18 protein-coding genes and 1 riboswitch are annotated in these 21,609 nt (G+C 37.9%); of the genes, 11 read left to right on the top strand and 7 right to left on the bottom strand.

Annotation, left to right across the window (positions count from 1 at the left end; genetic code table 11):
- Window positions 1-49 precede the first annotated feature (49 nt).
- Window positions 50-175: riboswitch (SAM riboswitch) on the bottom strand.
- A gap of 462 nt (window positions 176-637) precedes the next feature.
- The 4 genes from metK (at window position 638) to ACH3PA_RS08965 (ending at window position 3,434) form a co-directional block, all read left to right on the top strand.
- The gene (gene metK / locus ACH3PA_RS08980; protein ID WP_416445019.1) at window positions 638-1,894 is read left to right on the top strand and encodes a methionine adenosyltransferase; all 1,257 of its coding nucleotides are present in this window, start codon (window positions 638-640) and stop codon (window positions 1,892-1,894) included.
- Between the two features lie 93 nt (window positions 1,895-1,987).
- Window positions 1,988-2,200, top strand: a complete 213-nt coding sequence (locus ACH3PA_RS08975) for a hypothetical protein (RefSeq protein WP_416445021.1) — start codon at window positions 1,988-1,990, stop codon at window positions 2,198-2,200.
- Window positions 2,185-2,520, top strand: a complete 336-nt coding sequence (locus ACH3PA_RS08970; protein WP_416445023.1) for a type II toxin-antitoxin system RelE/ParE family toxin — start codon at window positions 2,185-2,187, stop codon at window positions 2,518-2,520. Before ACH3PA_RS08975 ends, ACH3PA_RS08970 begins: the two co-directional genes overlap by 16 nt.
- Window positions 2,511-3,434 (top strand): 2-hydroxyacid dehydrogenase, encoded by a 924-nt coding sequence (locus ACH3PA_RS08965; protein ID WP_416445025.1) that lies wholly within the window; start codon window positions 2,511-2,513, stop codon window positions 3,432-3,434. Before ACH3PA_RS08970 ends, ACH3PA_RS08965 begins: the two co-directional genes overlap by 10 nt.
- Here the strand turns inward: ACH3PA_RS08965 and ACH3PA_RS08960 are convergent.
- The 5 genes from ACH3PA_RS08960 to ACH3PA_RS08940 all read right to left on the bottom strand — a co-directional run bounded on the left by ACH3PA_RS08960 (window position 3,431) and on the right by ACH3PA_RS08940 (window position 10,228).
- A complete protein-coding gene (locus ACH3PA_RS08960) occupies window positions 3,431-4,585 on the bottom strand; it encodes a Gfo/Idh/MocA family protein (RefSeq protein ID WP_416445027.1) in 1,155 nt (384 codons plus the stop codon). The two genes, ACH3PA_RS08965 and ACH3PA_RS08960, sit on opposite strands and share 4 nt — an antisense overlap.
- A 99-nt stretch (window positions 4,586-4,684) precedes the next feature.
- Window positions 4,685-5,554 carry a glucose 1-dehydrogenase gene (locus ACH3PA_RS08955; RefSeq protein WP_416445029.1) on the bottom strand — a complete coding sequence of 290 codons (870 nt, stop codon included), beginning with the start codon at window positions 5,552-5,554 and terminating at the stop codon, window positions 4,685-4,687.
- A gap of 134 nt (window positions 5,555-5,688) precedes the next feature.
- On the bottom strand, window positions 5,689-8,391 hold the full coding sequence (locus tag ACH3PA_RS08950) for a carboxypeptidase regulatory-like domain-containing protein (protein WP_416448544.1): 2,703 nt from the start codon (window positions 8,389-8,391) through the stop codon (window positions 5,689-5,691).
- Window positions 8,392-8,489: 98 nt separating this feature from the next.
- Window positions 8,490-9,332 (bottom strand): GLPGLI family protein, encoded by an 843-nt coding sequence (locus tag ACH3PA_RS08945; RefSeq protein WP_416448543.1) that lies wholly within the window; start codon window positions 9,330-9,332, stop codon window positions 8,490-8,492.
- Window positions 9,333-9,406: 74 nt separating this feature from the next.
- Window positions 9,407-10,228, bottom strand: coding sequence for a GLPGLI family protein (locus tag ACH3PA_RS08940; protein ID WP_416448542.1), 822 nt, complete (start codon window positions 10,226-10,228; stop codon window positions 9,407-9,409).
- A 200-nt stretch (window positions 10,229-10,428) separates the two neighbouring features.
- Between ACH3PA_RS08940 and ACH3PA_RS08935 the strand changes: the two genes are divergently transcribed.
- The 7 genes from ACH3PA_RS08935 (at window position 10,429) to ACH3PA_RS08905 (ending at window position 18,104) form a co-directional block, all read left to right on the top strand.
- The gene (locus tag ACH3PA_RS08935) at window positions 10,429-11,928 is read left to right on the top strand and encodes a sensor histidine kinase (RefSeq protein WP_416448541.1); all 1,500 of its coding nucleotides are present in this window, start codon (window positions 10,429-10,431) and stop codon (window positions 11,926-11,928) included.
- Window positions 11,921-12,604, top strand: coding sequence for a response regulator transcription factor (locus ACH3PA_RS08930; RefSeq protein WP_416448540.1), 684 nt, complete (start codon window positions 11,921-11,923; stop codon window positions 12,602-12,604). Before ACH3PA_RS08935 ends, ACH3PA_RS08930 begins: the two co-directional genes overlap by 8 nt.
- 123 nt (window positions 12,605-12,727) lie before the next feature.
- Window positions 12,728-13,510, top strand: coding sequence for a hypothetical protein (locus ACH3PA_RS08925; RefSeq protein WP_416448539.1), 783 nt, complete (start codon window positions 12,728-12,730; stop codon window positions 13,508-13,510).
- 4 nt (window positions 13,511-13,514) lie between these two features.
- The gene (locus ACH3PA_RS08920; protein ID WP_416445043.1) at window positions 13,515-14,129 is read left to right on the top strand and encodes a deoxynucleoside kinase; all 615 of its coding nucleotides are present in this window, start codon (window positions 13,515-13,517) and stop codon (window positions 14,127-14,129) included.
- A 171-nt stretch (window positions 14,130-14,300) separates the two neighbouring features.
- A complete protein-coding gene (locus ACH3PA_RS08915; RefSeq protein WP_416448538.1) occupies window positions 14,301-16,139 on the top strand; it encodes a flavohemoglobin expression-modulating QEGLA motif protein in 1,839 nt (612 codons plus the stop codon).
- Window positions 16,140-16,141: 2 nt separating this feature from the next.
- Entirely contained in the window at window positions 16,142-17,194 is a 1,053-nt protein-coding gene (locus tag ACH3PA_RS08910) for a glutathione synthase (RefSeq protein ID WP_416448537.1), read from the top strand.
- 10 nt (window positions 17,195-17,204) lie between these two features.
- Window positions 17,205-18,104: a succinylglutamate desuccinylase/aspartoacylase domain-containing protein gene (locus ACH3PA_RS08905; protein ID WP_416448536.1), complete on the top strand. Its 900-nt coding sequence runs from the start codon at window positions 17,205-17,207 to the stop codon at window positions 18,102-18,104.
- A 4-nt stretch (window positions 18,105-18,108) separates the two neighbouring features.
- Here ACH3PA_RS08905 and ACH3PA_RS08900 read toward each other — a convergent pair whose 3' ends face one another.
- Window positions 18,109-19,137: an App1 family protein gene (locus ACH3PA_RS08900; protein WP_416448535.1), complete on the bottom strand. Its 1,029-nt coding sequence runs from the start codon at window positions 19,135-19,137 to the stop codon at window positions 18,109-18,111.
- Window positions 19,138-19,262: 125 nt separating this feature from the next.
- On the bottom strand, window positions 19,263-21,527 hold the full coding sequence (locus tag ACH3PA_RS08895) for a sodium-translocating pyrophosphatase (protein WP_416448534.1): 2,265 nt from the start codon (window positions 21,525-21,527) through the stop codon (window positions 19,263-19,265).
- Window positions 21,528-21,609: the final 82 nt, after the last annotated feature.

Genomic DNA, 21,609 nt, shown 5'->3' with positions numbered 1-21,609 from the left:
AAGAAAAATGTTATAAAGAAATACGGAAACAGATTTTAAGCTGTTTTTATCGTTATCTATCCCTTTCTGCCCGATTTTTTAATCAGGCTTTGGGTAGAATGTAGCACCTTCTTTCAAAGAGAAAGGGTTGCTAAGGCTTCAGCGGGTCTAATCCCTCGGCCTTTCTTGATAACATTTCACTACGCTTTTGAACTTGAGGACAAAGATTGCGAAACAAAATGCAGAAATCCAACATATTCATAGATAATTTTATGTTATTAGTAAATAGCAGGATTTGCCAGCATGTTTTTCTGACATTTATAGAAAGAAAATTTTCTACCTGATTATTTTTCGATTAAATCTGAGGTTGTTGATTAGGTTCTAAATTTCTACATTTGCGCCCTCAAGAGGAAAGATTTGACTGATTGCAACCTCTGCTACCTGATTTTGGTAGAAATAAAAATGCTAAAGGCAGTGTTAACTTCCTAAAGGCGTACCGTCAAATCAACTTTAACGAAAAATTAATTGATTCCTCAACACAGAAATTTTGTTTTGAGGTAGTTTTAAAATCTCGCTTAAAACGCGAAAAATCAGCTCTGCGAGGGTTAAAATCAGCTCGAATTTAGCCAAAAACAGAGTTTAAATTAAAAATTGCTGAATGGCTTATTTATTTACATCTGAAAGTGTCTCTGAAGGGCACCCGGATAAAATTGCAGATCAAATTAGTGACACGTTACTTGACAACTTTCTGGCCTTTGACCCGGAATCTAAAGTAGCTTGTGAAACTTTAGTAACAACTGGTCAGGTTGTGCTTGCCGGTGAGGTAAAAAGTGACACTTATCTCGACGTACAGACGATTGCCCGCGATGTGATCAATGACATTGGTTATACAAAAGGCGCTTATAAATTTAGCGGCGACAGCTGTGGTGTTATTTCTCTAATTCATGAGCAGTCACAAGATATCAATCAAGGCGTAGACCGTGCGACCAAAGAAGAACAGGGAGCCGGTGACCAGGGAATGATGTTTGGTTACGCTACTCGCGAAACTGAAAATTATATGCCTCTGGCACTTGATATTTCGCACAGGCTTATGATTGAGCTTGCTAAATTGAGACGTGAAGAAAATGAAATCAAATATTTGCGCCCGGATGCAAAAGCTCAGGTAACTATTGAATACAGCGATGAAAATATTCCGCAGAAAATAGTTGCTATTGTAGTCTCTACTCAGCATGATCAGTTTGAGGAAGACGATGATAAAATGCTTGATAAAATCAAGGAAGATATCATTAAAATTCTCATTCCACGAGTTAAAAACAGCCTGCCCGAAGAACAGGCTACGCTTTTTAATGACGATATCATTTACCATATCAACCCAACAGGGAAATTCGTAATAGGCGGGCCACACGGTGATGCTGGTTTAACCGGCCGTAAGATCATTGTAGACACTTATGGTGGAAAAGGCGCTCACGGTGGTGGAGCTTTTTCTGGTAAAGACCCTAGTAAAGTAGACCGTTCTGCAGCTTATGCCTCTCGACATATTGCAAAAAATCTTGTCGCTGCCGGAGTTGCAGACGAAGTGCTTGTGCAGGTTTCTTATGCTATTGGTGTTGTTGAGCCGACTTCGATTTTTGTTGACACATATAAAACTTCAAAAGTTAATCTGTCTGATGGTGACATTGCAAGGAAAGTGCATGAAATTTTTGATATGAGACCCGCAGCGATTGAAGAACGTCTGAAATTGCGTAATCCCATTTACCGAGAAACTTCAGCTTATGGTCACATGGGTAAGACTCCCGCAACCATCACCAAAATTTTTGAAAGTCCGTATAGCGGGCGAGTGAGCCGGGAAGTAGAACTCTTCACCTGGGAAAAACTTGACTACGTTGATAAAGTGAAAGAAGCTTTTAAACTATAAATTTTGAAACGTCGCTTAATTGCGGCGTTTTTTATGCTCTATTATTAAGAATTGAATTTGAACAAATTTCCTAACTTTAAAAAAACGTTTCTCATGGAAAGTACAATGCTGAAAAAAAAGATTCAGGAAAGAATTTCTACTGCAGATTATGACCTGTTGAAAAAGATTGATGAGGCAATTGCCGCCTTTGAATATCAAAAACAACAGGATCGCATGATTGAAGAAGCCGAAGAAGATATAAAAGCCGGAAGGGTTTACTCTCAACAAGAAATGACAGAACAAATTAGAGGTTGGAAAGAATTATAAAACAAGTAATCTGGACTTCTCGAGCTTCAAAGGATTTGAGACAAATTACTTCTTTTTATTCTAAGCTATATGGCTGGGACAAGGCGCTTGATATTGCTTTCCAAATTAGAAAAGAAACAGAAATATTTGAAAACTCAGAAATTGATATTAATTCTATTGGCGCTCCGGATGAATTTTTCAAACATCTTAAGAGAGATTATCGCAAATATATCTTTCACCATTGCAAAATCACTTATCGGGTTGGAAATGATACTATTTATATTGTTCGCGTCTTCGATACCCGTCAAAATCCATCTAAAAATCTTCAACCTTGGCCTTAATCTTACTCCGTTCTGATAAAAACTACGAGCAATGGCTGAACGCTTTTGCCGATTTTGACCCTGATTTTCCCGTTTTTACACCTGAAACAGCGGAAAATAAGGAAGATATAATTATGGCACTTTCGTGGAAAGCACCGGCGGGAAGTTATAATCAATACCCAAACCTGAAAGTTATAGGCTCAATGGGAGCCGGTGTAGACCATCTTTTTGAAGATCCTGAATTACCTGAAAACATTCAACTTACAAGAGTCGTTGATGAATATCTGGCGACAGATATGCGCGAATTTGTATTGGCGCAATGCATGAGCACTATTAAAAACCTCAACACTTTTAGCAGAAAACAACCACATTGGGATAGATTACCTTATCGACGTGTTGCTGATGTCACTGTCGGGATTATGGGACTTGGAGTTTTAGGTCAGGCCGTAAGCGAACTTCTGCACCAGGTTGGTTTTAAAGTTACCGGCTGGTCACATTCTTATAAGGATCTTGAATTTGTAAAAAGTTACAGCGGAGAAAAAGAACTAAATAAATTTCTGTCTACCGCCGAAATATTAGTCTGTCTGCTACCGCTGACCGAAGAAACTTCGGGAATTTTAAATAAAGCACTTTTTGATCAACTTCCAAAGGGGGCTTATCTCATCAATGTAGCACGAGGAGGCCATCTTAACGAAACTGATTTACTGGAAGCTCTTCATTCCGAGAAATTGAGCGGAGCATCGCTGGATGTTTTTGAGCAGGAACCCCTGCCCAAAGATCATCCATTCTGGAGAGAACCTAATATTCTTATTACTCCACATGTGGCTAGTGTAAGTTCGCCAGAATCTATCATTCCACAAGTTGTGGAAAACTATAACCGCCTACAAGCAGGTGAACCTTTGCTTAATACCGTTTCGCGAAAGCGGGGTTATTAACTTATTTCCACACGTTTACCACCACCTTCAGCAGATTCATATATTGCCATAAGAATTTTTAAATCACGTAATCCCATCTCTCCCGGTACGATAGATTGCTGATCCTTGCTAAAATGCGTCGCCTGACTATCCATTTGATTGGCTTGTTCATATACATTTTCAAAATCCATTGGTCCTTCCATAGTTTGTCCCTTTTTGCCATCGTAGCTATATGCCGGGCTTAGTTTCCACCATCCTCTTTCTGCCTTTCCGTACAGTAAATCTTCAGCCTTTGCATAACTGCTCTCACATTCTGCAACAAAGCCATCATCAAATTCCATTTTCCATTTAATTGACTGTTCCACATCAAAGAAATAGGTAGGTTTTGTTACTTCGCCAAATTCTGCGGTAACTGCTATAGGGGTTTTACCCAGTGTATAAATTACGCCCTGCACGCAATAAATTCCAAGATCCATCAGCGGACCACCACCGGCCATTTCTTTATTGAGCCGCCAGACATTAGGTTTACCGCTGGTCATATCTTCACTAAAATTTGCTTTAACCTCAGTTACTTTACCAAATAGTTTTTGTTGCCCCAACTCTGCCACACGTTTATTAAAGGGCTCAAAATGGAGACGATAACCAATAGCCAGTTTTACCCCATTTTCCTTACAGGCATCTATCATACGCTGGGCATCAGCTACATTTGTGGCCATGGGTTTCTCACAAATTATATCTTTCTTAGTCTTTGCTGCGCGTACTACATAATCTGCATGCATGCTATTGGGCAATACGATGTAAATAATATCTATGTCATCATTATCTGCTATCTCATCAAAATTCTCATAGTTGTAAACATTTTTATCGGGTATGTTATATTTTGACTTCCAGGCATCCACCTTATCCGGGGTGCCTGTTACAATTCCCGCCAGGTAACAATTTTTAGTTTGCTCTAAAGCAGGCGCTAATTGCCCCGTACTGTAACCTCCTAAACCAACTAGGGCTATTCCTTTTTTAGTATCTTGATCATTACCTACTGCTTCGTCTAAAGCGGTTGCTAAGTCTCCAGAAAAAGAGGAAAGCACAGGCACACCCGTCACGGTAGCTCCAAGACCAAGACTCATATTTTTTATAAAGCGGCGTCTGTCGTTATTTTTAGTATTTAATTTCATTAGGTATATTTTATTAGATTTTGGAAAACGAAAAAAGTGCCTCTATAAAGGGCTTTGTAAATTCTTAGAAATCTTAAAGGCAGACTATTTCTCTTCTGATTAAATAGTAGGAGTACCACCAGTCACCTGCACGGTAGAACCTGTCATGTAACTTGAATCTTCTGAGGCCAGAAGTACATAAATAGGTGCAACTTCAGCAGGTTGTCCCGGTCTTTTTAGCGGCGTGTATTCCCCAAACGATTTTACCTCATCTGCCGGCATAGTAGCTGGTATAAGCGGTGTCCAGATAGGTCCCGGTGCGACACAATTAGCACGTATTCCTTTTTCGGCTAGTAACTGACCAAGGTTTGCCGTAAAATTTTGGATTGCCCCTTTTGTAGCAGCATAGGCTAGTAAGGTGGGCGTTGGCTTGTAGGCGTTGACTGAAGTGGTATTTACGATAGTGCTGCCCGGTTTCATATAAGGTTCGGCTGCTTTGCAGATATAGAACATGGAATAGATATTTGTTTTAAAAGTATAATCCCACTCCTCATCAGGAACATCTTGTAATGATTCTCTGGCCATTTGAAAGGCAGCATTATTTACCAGAATATCTATTTGACCAAATTCCTTTACAGCACGCTCAACAATTTGTTCACATTGAGATTTTTCGCTAATATCCCCGGCTACTAATACAGCCTTTTTACCCGCTTTTTCAACATATCCTGCCGTTTTTTTAGCGTCTTCATGTTCTGATAAATACGATATGAGAACATTAGCACCTTCACGTGCAAAAGCAATAGCGACCGCTCTGCCTATACCGCTGTCTGCACCGGTAATTATAGCATTTTTACCTTCAAGTTTTCCGGTACCCTTATAGCTTTCTTCGCCGTGATCTACCTTGGGAGTCATTGCTTCTTCAGTACCCGGCACTTCTTGCTTTTCTTTAGGAAATGGTGGTGTCTTGTATTTATTTTGAGGATCTTTCATAGCATCATTTTTAAAAGGTTGTTGTTTCTTCTAAAATTATGAATACCAGAAAGTTCAGGAGCGCTCTGTCACGCTAAACATTTCTTAAAATTATAATGAAGTATTATTAAAAATTTTAACCTTCTTCCTGTTAATTACAAATTATATTTTACAGATAACATTACAATACGCGGTTGCACATAATAGCGTGTAGTTGTACTAAAGGTCTCATTAAAACTGTCGTTGTTTAATGAATCGACATCAAAAAGATTGGTTCCGTCTACACGAAATTCCCACTTGCTTTCTGGTTTTTGATACCAAAGGCTGGCTTCAAAAAAGGAATACTCATTTTGCACCGTTTTATCATCATTATAATAATTGTAGTAACTCCAGTCTGCCGTAAAGGTGAAGCCTTTTAAGAACTTGAAATCTACGTTCGCAAAAGGTCTGTCTGTATAAAAATCACTTTCCAGACCACCGTTGTCATATTGATTGATACTTCTGTTGTACCCTATTTCTAAATTAGGAGCAGTTTTAAAATTAGTCTCTAAGCTTCCCTGATAACTTTGTGTGAAATTTTTAGACTTTCGGTAATTTGAATTTATAATGTTGTTGAGTTCGCTATACGAGACATTCGCACTTAAATTGGCTTTTAATTTTCTGAAGGTTTTTTGAAAACGCCCGTTGGCACTTAAAGTATTATCTACAAAATCGCTGTTTATAGGCATAGAAACCTGATTTATCTGCTCTATTACTGTCTGATTTTTGATCGCATCTACTCTACTTGTATAATTGACGCCCCCATTTAAATTTGTAAAATTAAACATGTTAAAATTAAAATAGTTCAGGCTCAGGGTGTGATAAATTGCGTTATCGAGATTTGTATTTCCGCGTGCCAGTCTGTTGTAGTTATTAAATACATAACCTTCGGCGAAATCATTTACATCTGTATACTGCGCCGTCATCTGGTAGTTAAAACGTAAACTTTCGCTTTGCTTAAACTGCGCGATCGCATATAAGTCTGGCAAAACCATAGTTTGATTTTCATGTGTACTTACTCCCACTTGCTCTGTATCTGTTATGTAATCATGAAAAGTCAATCCCGGTGTGATGGTAAAAATTCCGGTTTTAAATTTATAATGCACACCCAGAAACAAATCTGAAAATTTATAAGTAACATCATTATTCAATGCGGGATCGTCAAAGTCATTTTGAGAACCAGAATCGAGTATTTGAAAGATCGACGAATTGAAATCTTGTCTGCTTAAAGTGGTTCCCAGACTTATATTCAGGTTGCTTTTATCATTGATAACGTAGTAATAATCCAGCTTAGAATCCAGTTTATTAGTCTTGAGTAATTTATCCTGATTTATATCAAAATTAGTTTGATTTTCATCTAAAGGAAGAATGTTTTGAAAAGGCTGTACTTTTACAATTGCTTCATAAAAAGGATCTTCGTTCTGGTACAGATGCTGCACGTATCCTGCAAAAATGTTTTTTTCGTCAAGCGTGTAATAGGCATTTAAATTTTGATTGAGTGAAAAAGGCGAATTATCCTGATTTTCGGTAATGGGATTTGAAACTTCCCCGTCTGCATCTGTAAAAACAGAAAGAGCATCTGTATTTTGTGACTGTTTTGAATATTTTGCCAGCACATCATAATCCATTTGAAAACGAGCTTTTGGTTTGAAAGTAGCACTGAATTTTGCCATCGCCAATTGATTGCGTTGATCGCTATCGCTGGTGTTTACTTCAGTTTCATTAGTTTGAATATATCTGCGTAGTGAGCGCTGTATGAAATTGGTCTGATTATCACTAAAAAGCGTGAAGCCGCTTAAATCCCAGGCATCAGAAGCCTGATAGCTAAAGTTTGCTGCACCAAATTTGGTTTCCATTTCATTCGCCTGATTATTTTGTGAAACCAGAAATCCTAGTCCGCTGTCTGCAATATTAAAAGAAGTTCCTCCGCGCTGATTAAAGTTTCTAAAACCTCCTGTAAAATTGAAATAATCACGGAAAGTAAAAGGCACATCTCCTGTGTTATTTGTATTTCCTATCAGGTTAATGCTTCCTTTTGGGCTGTAATAAAACAGCTTTGCACTACCCAGATATCTGGTTTTATCTCCGTCACCTATTCCGCCTTGTAGTTCACCAAACCAAAAATTCTTTTTACCGTCTTTAAGTTTGATATTGATCGCAACATTATCCTGATCGTTACCCAGACCACGCATTTGATCTACTTCATTATAATTCTTTAAAATTTCTACTTTTTTCAAAGCATCTGCCGGGATATTCTTAGTTGCTAGTTTAGAATCGCCATCAAAGAAATCCTTTCCTTCAACCATTACTTTAGTTACGCTTTTTCCCTCAACAGTAATACCCCCATTTTCATCAACCTCAACCCCGGGAAGTTTTTTAAGCACATCACCTAATTTACGCTCTGTACCGTTAGTAAAACTATCTGTATTGTAAACAATGGTATCACCTCTTACCACCACGGGCATCTCGTAGACCAATTCTACATCGTCCAGCTGATTTGCTGCCGGCATAAGTACAAAATCAAGATTGATGTTATCACCGCCTTCAGGTATGTTTACATCTTTAGTTTCCGGCGCAAGCCCTAAAAAACTGGCTACAAATGTGTATTCTTCACCAGATGGAACCGAAAACTGATAACGCCCATCTGAATTACTAATCGCATAGGATTCCATCGCCCCGTCTGCTTTTTTAGTTGCAATTACATTAGCCAATTCTAACGGTGTACCAATACTGTCTTTAACGGTACCGCTTATTTTTACATTCTGTGCAAAGAGAGATACGCTTCCTAATAAAAGAAATATTACAATGGGGTATTTCATAATTTGGTTGATTGATTGAATATCCCTCTCTGCCTGTGGCATCTCTCCCCAAGGGAGAGAAAAGATTGGGATTAGTTTTATAAAACGAAAAAGTGATATTAATTTCTTCTGCCACCGGGGCCGCCACGGCCATTGCTAAAACGTTCTGCCATTTCTTTGGTTTTTTCTGCCACTACAGCTTCATAATCTTTTCGGCTTATTTCCTTTCCTTTATCAGGCTGATCTATTTCCAGACCTTCTTTAGGATTAATGACGATTTTGGTACACAAAATAACGGTACGCCCAGCATTTACTTCAAGTATTAATCCCGGCAAACCCCAATATTCATCAGGCCCCTGACTTACGGGAATTTGTGGTGTATACCACGCCGTAATAGTTTCTTCTATAGGTTCTTTAGCAACAGCCGTGCTGTCATTTTCGGCATTACGTCTGCGCCGCATTGCACTAAAAGCATTAGGCTCTATCTTTCGCGTAGCTGTAGCTTTAAAAGCTGCATATTGCCCAATCATCTTGCTTTCTTTTTCTAGTTTCCAGTCTAGCTTGTTGAGACTGTCTTTTACCAGAAATGCTTTGCCCATTAAATCGTTCTCACGAGCGTACAAATTATCACCTATGTTCTTATAAATCCCGCCTTGCGAGAAGCCGCCGCCCATAAATCGCATTCCACCACCTTGTCCCGGTGCTTCCAGCTTTTCAACTTCCTCATAAATAGATTCGTCTTTATTAAATGCAAGGGTGTAGGTTTTTTCAAGTCTTGATTTCATGCGCTCAGCGATTTGCTTTTTCATCTGCTCGCTCATCTGTCTGCCGCCCCAGCCGTCAATATCTACGGTTGTTTTAGTTTGATATGTAGCGATACCGCCATCAAATTGTTGAGCCTGTCCCAAAAAACTGCATAAATAAGCAACAGCCGCAAGTAGAACTTTAGTGATCATATTCATAACACCAATACTTTAAGATTTTTTAATTAGACCCGCGAATTATCTTAAAGTTTAACAGACTTAATAATAATTTATTAACCGCCTATTTTAATGGTTATTTGTTTTCCGTCACCTTTTCTATTGTTGCTGTTGCGCTCCATCCACTCTTGCATTTTTTCTTCCTGTAACGTGTTAAAGCTTTCCTGATCAATTACTTTCCCTTTGTCTGGGGCTTCAATATCGATTTTCTCATTAGGATTTAAAACTATAGAACTACACAGAATGCTCAATTTATCATCCTGTACTTCAAGTATCAACCCCGGCAGACCCCAATATTCTTGTGGACCGTTAGTAACAGGAATTTGCGGCGTATACCAGACAACAACCGTTTTTTCATGCTTAGTTTCTGCAATACTATCGCTTGCTGTACCCCATTGTTTTTCTTTTACTTCCCGAGTAAGTGTGGCTTTATAACATGTATAATCACCAATTGATTTTTGGTCTTTTTCCAGTTTCCAATTGGGTTTGGGTAAGGAATCCTGAATGAGAAATATTTTGCCAAAAAGCTCATCCTGTTTTGTAAAAGTTCCCGCCGCAGTATTTTTATACAGAACGAAATTACTTGAAGAAATTTTGATCTGAACGCCAGAGGAGCTGCCCACACTAGGCGCATCCAGCTTTTCATTTTCCTTATATAGAGACTCGTTGCGGTCAAACTGAAGCGTAAATTCTTTTTGAAATTGCTTTTTTAATTGCTCCTGTATCTGCTTTTGCATAGCATCATTCATCTGTGTACTATCCATCGTAATATCAATTTGCCGTCTGCTTTTATAAGTCGCCACACCCTGAAAATCCTGTGCAATTAATGGTTTCGCAAAAGCGAAAATGATTACAATTAAAACCCATTTTAAATTCATAACTGTCGTTTTTTGATTGATTGATTTTATATTGAAATTAACCGATTATTGCCTTTTTTAACCCGATTTTGAATTTGGTCAAAAGCAATAAATTTAATTCAAGTCAAAAGTGATAGAAAGAAACCACTTTGATAGTTAACCAGTGTTAACGAGTGTTAAGCGAAAACCAGCAGCTTAAAAATTCAACTTACTTTTGGCCTATGCAAAACCGCAATTACAAGTTGCTTATTTATTTTATTGCCGGGGTGATAGCAATTACTCTAGCCATTCAGGTGTATTGGAATTACAAGAACTATCAATCTGCGAAGCAGCAATTGGTAAATGAAACACAGATAAGCCTAGATAATGCCGTAGATGATTATTATTCTATTCTCGCTAAGAAAAATACAGTGGGATTTGTATTGAAAAATAATACCCAAGTAGACGAGTCTTCAACTGCTTTAGACAGCCTTTTTAGTAAAATAGATATTTCGAATAAAGGGTTTAAGGGCTTAGATTCATTAAAAAGAAATTCGATAAAATCTATAACCATTCACAAAGGTGTGAACAGAGATAGCTTCACCAGTGCAGCCAACGAGCATAACAACTCTAAAATGCAAATTTTCAAGAGCGCAACAGAAGGTGAAGAAAATGAAAAGGCAGATAGTTTACTACACAAATGGACGTCTCTTACTTCGCGTATAGTGATTTCAATAAATGAAGATACACTCCAGATAGAAAAAATGGACAGTCTCATAAAAAACCAACTTGCAAGAAAATATATTGAGGTAGATTATGGTTTTATTTATACACAAAAAGACAGTGTTATACAGCAAATAAATCCTCATATTAATAAAACAGCATTGCTAAGTACCACGGCAAAATCTACCTGGTTACCTGGCGGTAGCAAACTAGAATTATTTTTTACTAATGAAACCTTCACTATTTTAAAACGCAACCTTGTAGGCATCCTGCTTTCAGCGCTTCTTATTGCCGCCGTGATTGCTTGTCTGCTGTTTTTATTGCGCATTATTAACAGGCAAAAGCAACTGGCAGAAGTTAAAAATGACCTCATTAGCAATATTACACACGAGTTTAAAACCCCAATTGCTACTATAGGTGTTGCGCTAGAAGGTATCGAGAATTTTAATGTGGAAAATGATCCTGCTAAGACCAAAAAATATGTACAAACCTCAACCGTACAGCTGGGTAAACTCAACACCATGGTTGAGAAGTTACTGGAAACCGCCACACTAGATGGCGACGATTTGCAACTCAACAAAGAAGAAGTTTCGATTGCAGAATTGTTGCAAACACTCATTAAAAAGCATCAATCTTTAGCGCCACAAAAAGAATTTACTTTTGAAAGCTTACGCGAAAATATTTACATCTATGCAGATATTTTTCATCTGGAAAACGCTTTAAACAATATTCTTGACAATGCTGTAAAATATGGCGGAAACCTCATAAAAGTAGCTGTAGAAGCTAAAAATCGGGAGATTTTGATAAAAATCGCAGATAACGGGAATGAGCTTAATTCCGCGCAGGCGAAACAAATTTTTGAAAAATTCTACCGCGTGCCAAAGGGAAATACGCATAACATCAAAGGTTTCGGCATCGGCTTGTACTACACTAAAAAAATCATCGAGAAACACGGCGGTACGATCAGCGTTGTAATAAACGGAAAAACCAATTTTATAATCACAATCCCAAATGCCTGAAAAAACACACATTCTCCTCGCCGAAGATGAACCTGCTCTGGGACAGATTGTAAAAGAAAGTCTGGAAACTCGAGATTTTATAGTTCATTTAGTCGAAGATGGTGAGAAAGCGTTAGAATTCTACAAAAGCAAAAAACCACAATTGCTTGTGCTCGATGTAATGATGCCTAAAAAAGATGGCTTTACGCTTGCTAAAGAAATCAGGCAGCAGGATGGCGATATTCCTATTATATTTTTAACGGCAAAATCACAAACCAGCGATGTGGTAGAAGGTTTTACCATAGGCGGTAACGACTACTTAAAAAAGCCGTTTAGCATGGAAGAGCTCATCGTGCGCATTCATAATCTTATTGGTCGCACAAAGCTTCAGAAAAACGCTGAAGTTTTAATTTTTGGTGATTTTAAATTTGACTTTCCTAAACAAACACTTCAGTTTAAAACTGAAGAAAAAGAATTACTCACCCACCGGGAAGCACATTTGCTTTTTCATCTTCTAAAGAATAAGAATCAGGTGCTTGACCGCTCGCTTATACTCAACAAACTTTGGGGCAATGACGATTTTTTTAATGCTCGCAGCATGGATGTTTTTATTAGCAAACTGCGTAAAAAACTAGGGAAAGACGATTCTATACAAATCCTAAACGTGCGCGGCTTTGGTTATAAGTTGGTTTGTTAATATCTATAGTAAAGGATAGTAGGGAGTTTTGAAGCCTTCATGAGAAAATAAAATAGTGTTCTTTATCGAAAAGTACAATTCACCACTAACAGCCAAGCTCTATTTTTTCGTAATTTTCGCGCTATGCGGATCTTGATCTTTCTGATTTTTGCCATTTCTCACCCGATTTTTGCACAAAAAATGGAGGTTTTACCGCTGGATTCTATTTCGCTTAAAGCGGAAAAATTTATAGGTGTAGACAAATACAAAAACCTCTACACAACTACAGGCGCTGTACTCTATAAAAGTAATGCCGAAAAAACCCTTCAATTTAGTGACATACAACTGGGCGCAATTACAAGTGTAGATATTATCAACCCTTTAAGAATCACTTTGTTTTATCAGGATTTTAATACCGCCGTGATTCTTGACAATACACTCAATGAGATCACCAGGCTAGATTTTAATAAACTTGAAGAATATAGAAATATTTCTTTCGCCAGAACGGCAAATGATCGCCAGCTGTGGGTATTCAATATTGACCTGCAACAGCTTGAATTATTCAATTATCGCACAAATACAGTAAAAACCGTGTCACCACCTATTAAAAACAGGATCGTTACAGCCGCTACAAATTTTAATTATTGCTGGTTGACAACGCATGACTTTATACTTCAATACAATAGTTACGGGAGTCTCGTAAGTAAGTTTAAAAATGTGGGGTTAAATGCTCTAATTGAAAACAATGAGAATCTTCTGGGATTATCTGCAGATGATTTATTCTATAAAAAAAAGAATAGTGAGAATTTTGCACAGCTTAATATCACCACAAATGATGTAAAACAGTTTTACTGGACCGGCGAAATCCTATATCTTTACAGCCGTGGAAATCTCACAACTTACCAATTAAAATTACCTAAAATCTAAACGTATGCATGTAGCCATTGCTGGCAATATTGGTGCCGGAAAGACGACCCTTACGCGGCTTTTGGCCAAACATTATAATTGGCAACCTCAATTTGAGGATGTAGTAGACAACCCCTATCTGGATGATTTTTACAACGCTATGGAGCGTTGGTCTTTTAATCTGCAGGTTTATTTCTTAAACAGCAGATTTAGACAGTTGTTAGACATTCGTGAAGGCAATAAAGATGTGATTCAGGATCGCACGATCTATGAAGATGCTCACATTTTTGCACCTAACCTGCACGCAATGGGGTTATTAACAAATCGCGATTACAACAATTATCGCTCGCTTTTTGATCTGATGGAAAGTGTGGTAGAAGGACCAGATCTTTTGATCTATTTAAGAAGTTCTATCGCAAATCTTGTAGCACAAATACAAAAAAGAGGTCGGGAATATGAGAATAGTATATCAATAGATTATCTAAGCAGACTTAATGAGCGTTATGAAGCCTGGATACATGATTACAGCAAAGGCAACTTGCTTATAATAGATGTTGACAATATAAACTTTGTAGATAATCCTGAAGATCTGGGTAATATCATTAACCGAATAGACGCAGAATTACACGGTTTGTTTTAGATAGCTAAATGCTCAAGAGGCCTATTAAATAATAGCCAAAACTGTCTAAATTAAATCTTAAACTCAATAAAACCCTATTTTTGGATAGGGTTTTTGCGTATTTTGAAAATGCATTAACAGAATAGCAAATCGCATAGATTTGACCTATCATATTTTCAAAAAACGCTTAGATTGAGTACAACACATTCTATACTTGATGATGAATCTATTTTAGACGACCTAGAAGTTGGTAAAAGAACAGTGCGTTCACTGCCTCATGGTGGCTTTCTATTCTTAGAGCACGATGTACCCTCTCTCCTTATTTATCGCAAAAAACCCGAAGATAATGCTACTTTAAGACTGGCTCGTACAAGTGCTTCATATCTTATAATAGGTGAGGATAACTTTGATTATTTTAGACATTTTCTCGTAGAACTTACAGAGAAAATGGCAGCTCGTTTTGGTTCTTTTATTCTTATCGAAATATATAGCGGAAAAACAGGAAGCACTCAATTTGTTATCAAGGGACCATCGCATAAACTACCTGCATCTTTAAAAGTTCTGGCAACTGAATTTGAGAAGATAGACAGCAGAAGACACGATGTAAAGCTTACAACGCGAATTGAGCAAACTAAAGAAAGACAATTAAAAGAAAGTGAACCCCTTTTTGATATTGAAGAGATCAAGAAAAAAGGAGGGACTTTATTGGGTATAGAGATACCTCCCGTTTATCGTGATAGTATTGGCCAGGTATATCCCATTTACTTTAAAAGCTTTCGCGAAAGCTTTGCCCAGACAGTACAACAAGCCATTTTTGAATTTATACGCGTGCAGACTTCTTCAAAAATATCAAGCTATAATGCTCTGGGAAAAAGAGAAATACATGAAGAAGTTTTAAAAATTGACAAGCAAATCACGGCTATTCAATCTTCTTATCAGTTTTTACTACTTGTTGCTCCGGTAAATATTCAGTCGCTAAGAGAACGTTTTTTTGAAAGCAATTTTCACGAAATCAATTCATATCACTATCGATTATTACCTATAGATCCTGATATTCTAAAACGCAGATTATATAATCTGCGTATTGATGAAATTGATGATCCCGCGCTAGCTTACCTCTATGATCAAAAAAGAGAAGAAATTGATCAGGAACTAACCATGTTAAAAGAACGTGGTTCTCGAAACTTTTTTTACAGCAGCATACGCTTACATAAAGATGTGCCTAAGAATATTTTAGCGCAAGCAAAATTAATTCTGGAAAATATTCCCGAAAATCAGTCTTCTGCAGCAGAAAACCTCATAGATGCACACGATTTTAAAAAATTAGCTGAAGAAGAGTTTGAATATTTTAAGGAGCAGTCGCCAGATTATAATGGCACTATACATATACGTAAGGATGTCAACATCATTATGGTCTCTCAGGGTGAATTATATCTTCCGGCAGATTATAAAATGTCCACGCAGGAAGCACAGGCACTTATACAACACGAGATCGGCACGCATGCACTTACCTACTATAATGGGAGTCGGCAAACTCTAAGTCAGCTGGCAGCAGGTTTTGCAGATTATGATGCTACTCAAGAAGGTATGGCGGTCTTAGCCGAATATCTGGGTGGCGGTCTTTCTGGTAATCGCTTACGCATACTCGCAGGACGCGTTGTAGCAGGAGCAGCATTAATAGATGGGGCAGATTTTAAATCGATGTTTAACCTACTCCATTTTGAATATGGATTTGTAAAAGAACGAGCTTTTAATATTACTTCCAGAATGTTTCAGGGAGGTGGTTTTCTAAAAGATATAATTTATTTAAAAGGTCTGGTTGAGCTACAGGAATATTTAGAGGGTGGTGGAGAATTAGAACCGCTACTGGCCGGTAAATATTCTATAAAACATGCTCCTCTAATAAAAGATCTTACAGAACGCAACTTATTAAAACCGGCAACTATAAAGCCGCGATATTTAAAAACCAAAGAATTTCAACCTAAAATGAGGGCATTTAAAGAAGGAATTGCACTCTCTAAAATGATATGAAAATGAAAATATGTTTTGTAATTAGTGATATAGAGACTGAGCCGTGTGGCACTTCAGTGGTTCTACTAAAAAAGGCCTATGAACGAGGGAATGACGTATATGTCATGAATGTGGGAGGCTTCAATTTTGTACATGGGGCACCTTTAAATCTTCATTGCAAGAAAATACCCAAATCTATTAAATATAACAATGTTGAAGAGTTCTTTGAGCAGGTAAAAGGTGATACTATACCTTATACTACAGAAAATTCTGCAGAACTGGATGTGCTTTTTTTAAGAAATAATCCTACTGAAGAATCAGATGACAGGCACTGGGCAGAACATAGCGCGATAGCTTTCGCCAGAATGATACAGCAGCAAGGGGTTCTCGTGCTTAATGATGCAAATGCTATGTCTCATTCATTTATAGATAAGCTATATTTTGAAGAGCTTCCACAAGTTATAAAACCAGATAGTTTAATAACCCGCAATAAGGAAGATCTAATTGAGTTTTGGGAAAAATCTGGCAAAAAAATGGTTCTCAAACCTCTTGAAGGTTCGGGCGGTCAAGATGTATATCTTATAGATGAAGAAAAGAAAAATTTCAATCAAATCTTCACTGCTCTAATTACAAAAGGATATATCATAGCTCAGGAATTTTTACCTAAAGTAAGTGAAGGTGATGTACGTGTGATCTTAATGAACGGCAGAATTTTAGAAGAAGATGGCAAAAAAGCTATTATACGCCGGGTTAATAAAGATAAAGCTGAATTTAGAAGTAATCTCTCCCTAGGTGCAAAAGCAGAACCTGCAGAACTTACTCCTGAAATAGAAAAAATAGTCAAACTCACAGCTCCTAAACTCATTCGGGATGGCTTCTTCTTTGTTGGGCTGGATGTTGTTGACGATAAACTTATAGAGATAAATGTTCTTAGCCCCGGCGGCTTAGATTATTGTGAAGAAATAGGTCTTCCAGATTTTACTGATACTGTTATACAGGCCATCGAACGCAAAGTAGAGTATAAAAAATATTATAAAAACAGCCTTACAAATAAGGAACTGGCTTCAATGCATTAAAAATATTTTCATGAAAGATAAATATCCCAGAATAATTGGCGAATATTCAAGTGGCATAAAAGGCCCCTTACTATTCATTACTGCCGGTGTTCATGGTAATGAACCTAGCGGTGTAATGGCATTAAAAAAAGTTTTTAAAGAGCTAGAACATAGCTTGCCTGAAATAAAAGGCACAATTGTAGGTGTCACAGGTAATCGTAAAGCGCTAAATAAAAATGTAAGGTACATTGATGAAGATCTCAACCGAACCTGGACAGAGAAAAATGTAAAGGACAAGGTTAAAAATACGCATGAGAAAGAAGAAATGTTCTCTATAATAAAAGTGCTTCAGGATTTCCCTGAAAAAGACTTTACCAAGCGTTATTTTTTAGATTGCCACACAACTTCATCTGCAAGCGCTCCCTATATTTCTGTTCAGGAAGTACATGATAATGACGAGTGGGCTCATCAATTTCCGCCTTATATAATACGTGGGTTCTCAGATATCGTTTCGGGCTGCATAGACCATTACATGAGCAGAACAGGACTTACAGGATTTGTTTTTGAAGGTGGTCAACATGAGAGTGATGAAGCTGTAGACAATCACGAAGGTATTATTTGGCATGCTATTGCAAAAGCGGGTTCCCTTGATCTGTATAAATTATCTGCTTATCCTGAAGCTGCATCAAAACTGGAAAAACTTAAAACTGATCAAAAAACTTTTGACATTCTCTATCGCCATGAACTCAAAGAGGATGATAACTTTAAAATGGAGCCTGGATATAAAAACTTTCAGCCCGTTAAAAAGGGGGATTTGCTGGCGCAACACAATGGTGAAGAAATTAAAAGTAAATGGGATGCATTTATTTTCATGCCCCTTTATCAAGCTCAGGGAAATGATGGTTTTTTTATTGTTGAGCAGGTTCAATAATAAACTATTGAATAAGTCCTAACTCGCGAGCATGCTCTTCAGCAACTGCGCTTTCACTTACCAAAAGTGCCGGTGTTAATTCAAATTTCTCAAGAAGTCCACGTACGCGAAATACTCTTTTCTCGTGATTAACGCTGCGTAGATAAATTGCGAGAATACGATCTGGATATTCCTCAGCTATTTCAATATAAATATCGGCATCATGTTCCCCGCTATCCCCAATAAGCACAAACTTTAGATGTGGATACGTCTTTAGAATATTTCTAATTTCATGTTGCTTATGCGGTTTTTCAGGCTGCGGAGTTCTGTCAAAAGGAGTTCTAAAATCCCGCAGTAAGATAGAACCCTTAGGGAAGTTACTTTTCTTAATAAAATCCTGAAGGTAGTGGTACAAATTCCACGGACTGTTACTCACGTAAAAGAGCGGATTTGAAGCTTCGCCAGATTTGCCCAGGTGAAATTTTTGATAAAGTTCTGCTGCTCCTTTCAGTGGAGTTCTCCTGCCCACATCTCTAAAAAGAGTATTTAGGATTACCCTCCACTTCATAAGTGAAACTACCCCTGTTTGCAGAATCGTGTCGTCAATATCACTTATTACACCATACTCTGCCTTCTTTGAAGGTATTACCATTTCTACCGGAAAACGATTGTTGTTTATGATAAATCTATTTTGATTCTCATCATCAAAACTGAGCTCCATAGGTAACCAGCCTTCTTCGTTCGTCTGGCTTTCTAAACCAGATGCTGTGATATCAATTTTAAAATAGCCTTCTGCATCTGTTACGGTATAGAAAATCTCATTGTCGGGAAGTTTTAATTTTAAACGTGCGGCGGGAAGTTCATCACTTTTAAACTGATGAAATGCATTTTTTAAAACACTCAAAAAGTCTGTTTTCTCAAGATTAACGCCCTCGTGCTCTAATGCACGTCCTATCGCATACAGATGATCATTAGTCCCGTAGGTTTGATAACCATGTATTTGTATAGGATCTTTATTAGCTAAGCCAAGTCTGTTAAGTAGATTTTTTACCATTCAATAAATTAGAAAATCCCAGCCTGGCATCTTGGATTTTAATTATAAACTTCTCTTAATATTTTCCAAAAAACTTACCAAGTTTGAAGATAAAAACAGGCTTCATCAAATCAATAAAAGGAGTTCTATTTTATGTTTTCTAATTCAACTACCATCTTATCACTATCTGAATTTACTATAGTGCGTTTTTCCTGAGTAGATGTTTCAACCTTTTCCTGTTCTACAAGCTCAGTAGATTCGGTTGGAGTACCAATTATAGGTGCAATTACTAACCCAACCAGACAGGTTAATTTAATAAGTATATTCATTGATGGTCCCGAAGTATCTTTAAAAGGATCACCCACAGTATCTCCTGTAACAGCAGCCTTGTGAGCATCACTCCCCTTATAGGTCATTTTCCCATCAATTTCAACCCCGGCCTCAAATGATTTTTTAGCATTATCCCAAGCCCCACCTGCGTTATTTTGAAAAATCGCCCACATTACACCAGAAACACAAACTCCGGCCATATAACCTCCCAGAGGTTCCGCTCCGAAAATAAGACCAACCAATATTGGTGTAATTATAGTTAATAGACCAGGCAGTATCATTTCGCGCAAAGCTGCTTGAGTAGAAATTGCAACGCATTTGCCATATTCAGGTTTTCCTGTTCCTTCTAAAATACCCGGAATTTCTCTAAACTGTCTTCTCACTTCCTGCACCATCTGCATAGCCGCTTTGCCCACAGATTTCATCGCTAATGCAGAAAAAACAACCGGGATCATACCACCTACAAATAATGCTGCAAGCACGTCTGCTTTAAAAATATTGATCCCGTCAATTCCCGTAAAAGTTACAAAGGCTGCAAAAAGGGCAAGCGCAGTTAATGCCGCAGATGCGATCGCGAAACCTTTACCCACCGCAGCTGTCGTATTACCCACAGAATCTAAAATATCTGTACGTTGACGCACTTCCGGAGGTAACTCACTCATTTCTGCCACACCACCCGCATTATCTGCAATGGGCCCAAACGCATCAATGGCAAGTTGCATAGCTGTAGTGGCCATCATCGCTGATGCCGCCAAAGCCACACCATAAAATCCGGCCAGTTCGTATGAGCTGTATATAGCCGCAGCAAATAACAAAACCGAAGCAAAAGTAGATTTCATACCAACGGCAAGACCTGCTATAATATTAGTTGCCGCACCGGTAGATGAATTCTGTACGATATCCATCACGGGCTTTTTACCCAAACTGGTGTAGTAGGCAGTCACAACAGAGATTAAAGCTCCTACTGCAAGACCTATACACGCAGAAATAAAAACATTATTAGAAGATATCTCTTTATCACCTTCGCCAAAGAAATGCATAACCATTGTTTCAGGAAGCATCCAGCGAATTAGAAAGTAGCTTGATATTAAGGTTAAAAATATAGCAACCCAATTCCCTCTGTCAAGAGCTTTTTGAACCTGCGATTCTCTCGCAGTATTGCTTGAAATTTTCACTAAAAAAGTCCCTATTATGGAAGCCAAAATCCCTACTCCGGCAATGACAATAGGTAAGAGCACTGGTCCCATATTATTAAACGCATCAACAAACTGATTTTCCTGAGACATATCTCTTATGAGATAATTACCCAGGACCATTGCCGCTAATACTGTGGCTACATAACTACCAAACAAATCTGCACCCATACCAGCAACATCACCTACATTATCACCTACGTTATCTGCAATCGTAGCCGGATTACGAGGATCATCTTCAGGTATTCCTGCCTCTACCTTACCTACAAGATCTGCACCTACATCTGCAGCTTTAGTATATATACCACCGCCTACACGTGCAAACAATGCAATTGATTCCGCTCCCAGCGAAAAACCAGCCAGCGCCTCCAGAACAATGGTCATATCCTCATAAAAATCGCCTGTTTTGCCCATAAATTGGGAAACGAAAAACATAAAGAACAAACTTAATCCCAGAACCGCAAGACCCGCGACACCAAGCCCCATAACAGTACCGCCACCAAAGCTTACTTTGAGTGCCTGTGGTAAACTTGTCTTTGCTGCTTCAGCAGTACGGGCATTAGCATCTGTAGCAATACGCATACCTATATTTCCCGCAAGGGCAGAGAAAAAAGCGCCGACGACAAAAGCAGGAACTATTAACCAACTTGTAGTATCAACAATAACAGATATTATATAAAGTAGAACTGAAGCTATAACAACAAAAATCAAAAGCAATCTATACTCAGCTGCCAAAAACGCAAGAGCACCTTCTTTTATATTCTTAGAAATAGTTTGCATTTTTTCACTTCCCGGGTTTTGCTTTTTGACCCAGCTTCTTTTAATAAGCATAAATAAAAGCCCAATTATAGCCATAGCTATAGGTACATAGATCACATTTGATTCCATAAATTTTGGTATTTATTAAATGATTTCTACTAATGTAGCAAAATTGAGGGAATTTTATACTATCAGGCTTTGTATTGAATAT

Source organism: Leeuwenhoekiella sp. A2, from assembly GCF_047946655.1.
Lineage (GTDB): Bacteria > Bacteroidota > Bacteroidia > Flavobacteriales > Flavobacteriaceae > Leeuwenhoekiella.
Note: the sequence above shows the minus strand (reverse complement) of the source record. Positions and strands in the feature narration are given on the sequence as shown.